The following is a 2,914-nucleotide window of genomic DNA, read 5'->3' as shown; positions in this document are numbered from 1 at the left end:
TAGGCTTAAACATAGGCGGAAGACTACCTCAAAGTTTAAGCGTTACCTCGTGTCCGGTTTTCGCCGGGGCCGGCCCAACTGGCGAGAGCGTAGTGGCACTGCGTCCCCGATTGCATGAGTGGACGAACGTGCCGATATCTAACCTCTCGTTCAACAGCAGCCATGCTAACCATTCAGGATGTGCTGAAACACCCTGGTTCGGTCGTTACCCAACCGCTGCATTTGGAGATCGCGACGCTGGACGCGCCGATCTCCGTGCTGTCGTTCGTCCTGACCGAGGAAATGAATACGCGATTCCTCGCGGACATCACAGTGACGTCGAAGGACAAATGGATCGACGGTGCGACGATTGTCGGTCGGCCGGCGATTTTCACGATCGAGGAACACGCGTCGGTGCCGTCGATGGCGGGATTGATCGATACGGTTCAGCATGCTGCGCGTACCGTGCACGGCGTCGTAACGCAATGGACTCGAGTCAAGAAGTCTCGCGACGAGGCGACCTATCAACTTCACCTGAAGCCGCGTCTCTCGCTGCTTGAAGAGGTGCACGATTCGGCCGTATTTCTGGACAAGTCGTTTCGCGAGTTGCTGACCAATGTGATCGTCGATCGCAATCTGTTCCAATCGTTCGATGTCGAGTTCGAGCTGGAGGGGCTCGACGGGAAGTTGGAGCAAACCGTGATGTACGAAGAGACGGTCGCGAATTTTATCGATCGACATTGCCGGCGTGCGGGGGTCTATTACTACTTCAAGCAGGCGAAGAAAGAGGACGGCCCGCAACGCGACACGTTGGTGTTCGGTAATGCGCCGCGCGGCTATATGCGAGCGCTCGAGGTGCCGTTGTTGCCGCATTCTGGTCTGGTGAGCTGGCATGAGGCGATTCTGACGCTCGAAGCCACGCGCGCGCTGGTGCCGCAGAAGGTGCGCGAATGGGATCACAACTACCGCGTACCCGACGATCCGCTGCAGGTCGAATCGGTCGTAGCCAATGACGACCGCTCGGTGTATGGGAGCGTGAATCGCAGCATCGAGCATTTCCATTCGGTCGAAGAAGGGCAGGCGTTGGCTGATGCACGGCGCGATGAACTGCTCACGCGGCAGATGCGGCTCGCGGGCACGAGTAACGCAATTGGCATGACGCCCGGCATGGTGGTGCGGATCACCAATGACGTAGTGCCGGAGGCACCGCACGGGATGGTGATCACAAGGCTCGTCACGACCGGCAGTCGCAGCCAGTCCGTGATCAACACTTTCGAAGCGATCCCCGCGCATCAGCCCTACCGGCCGGAATATGTTCCCGAAAAGCATTGGCGATGGGTCGCCGGCATGCTGATCGGTGTGGTCGAGTCCGGCGATGACGAGCCGTACGCATGGATGGATGAATACGGCCGTTATCGGGTAAGGCTCCTGTTCACCCGGCACAGCGGCAAGCGCGGTACGAACAGCATGCCGTTGCGCCTGCTGCGTACGTCCGCGTCGTACCAGGGCGGCCTGCACATTCCTTTGCTGCCGCGGTCGGAAGTACGCGTCGTCGCGACTCACGGAAATTGCGATCGCCTGCTTATCGCGGGGGCCCTGCATGACCATGCGCGTCGGGACCTCGTGCATGGCAAGGAGGGCTGGTACAGCCGCGCCGTGTTTCGCTCTCCGTTGCTCGGCAACAAGCTGCGCTTCGAGGATCTGAAAGACCATGAGGGCATCCGTCTGGCGACGGTGTTCGGGCAATCGTCGCTCAATATGGGCAATCTGGTCGACCGCGGGAAGAACAAGCGCGGCGAGGGCTTCGAACTGACCACGCAGCACTGGGGCTCGGTGCGTGCGCCGAAAGGGCTGTTCGTCTCGGCAGATGCAGCAGGCGGGTCCGAGATGGCGCACCTTGATATGCCCGCCGCTGTCGCGCAGCTCAAGGCTGCATTGCAGCGCGTAACGGAACTTGCGGCTGCGACATCGCAGATGAAGGCAGAGCCTGCGGACCGCGCGACGCAGGCGGTGCTGCTCGATGGCCTGAATCAGCTCCGCGACGCGGGGCTGCTTGCCAGTGCCCCCGGCGGCATGGCGTTCGTGACACCGAAATCGGCGCAGCATTCGGCGGGCGAGAACGTGATCGTCACCGCAGGCCGGGACATGGACGTGAGCATCGTCAGGAGGCTGCGCATGGTGGCGGGTGACCTGATCTCGCTGTGCGCGCACAAGCTCGGCATCAAGATTTTCTCGAAAGGGAAGATCGAGCTTCAGGCACACGGCGCTTCGATGGATCTCTTTTCCGACGAGCAATTGCACGTGTCGAGCGCCAACGCGAATGTGCTCGTGAACGCCAAGACAAGGGCGATGGTGACCAGCGGCGGCGCGTCGATGACCATCGAGAACGGCAGCGTTGTTTTCGACTGTCCGGGTGAATTCCGTATCAGGGCGGCCTCGTTCACGTTCGAAGGGCCCGGCAATACGTCCATCAGCTTGCCGCAACTGCCGGTGAGCGACTACCGGCCCAGCGCCAAATACAGCCACACACAGTAACGTTCATGATCATCAGCCCCCCGTTTCTGCCCGAAGCCGGTCTCGCGGCCCCGACCGGGACGAACCCCGATCCGATGATGGATGCGGTGGACAAGTTCGAATGTGACCACGGCGTCTATCCGATTGCCTTTGATCGGCGCTGGCATTGCGGTGTGCATCTTCAACCCGATACGAAGGGCAAGGTGCACGCGATTGCCGACGGCGAGGTCGTTGCCTATCGCGTCTGTCAGCATGGGGTTGACGGCGGCGTGAGCCATACGGGTTTTGTGTTGCTCAAGCATACGACCGAGACCGGTGAAGGCCGCACGCTGACGTTTTATTCGCTCTACATGCATCTGCTGCCGCTGGCGGAGTATCGGCAGCACGGTGCGAACGCCAAGGATGTGCCCGAGTTCCTGCG

At 60.9% G+C, this 2,914-nt stretch carries 1 protein-coding gene and 1 pseudogene; both read left to right on the top strand.

Annotation, left to right across the window (positions count from 1 at the left end; all coding sequences use genetic code 11):
- Positions 1-162: 162 nt before the first annotated feature.
- Positions 163-2,514: a type VI secretion system Vgr family protein gene (locus DIE21_RS36630; protein WP_124502186.1), complete on the top strand. Its 2,352-nt coding sequence runs from the start codon at positions 163-165 to the stop codon at positions 2,512-2,514.
- Positions 2,515-2,519: 5 nt separating this feature from the next.
- Positions 2,520-2,914 (top strand): annotated as a pseudogene (locus tag DIE21_RS36625) (M23 family metallopeptidase); the annotation flags it as partial.

The sequence above is a fragment of the Burkholderia sp. Bp9140 genome, assembly GCF_003853425.1.
GTDB lineage: Bacteria > Pseudomonadota > Gammaproteobacteria > Burkholderiales > Burkholderiaceae > Burkholderia.
Note: the sequence above shows the minus strand (reverse complement) of the source record. Positions and strands in the feature narration are given on the sequence as shown.

Bases quoted from the DNA above. Each gene is read 5' to 3' on its own strand.
- DIE21_RS36630 (WP_124502186.1), top strand. From the start codon at position 163: ATGCTAACCATTCAGGATGTGCTGAAACACCCTGGTTCGGTCGTTACC.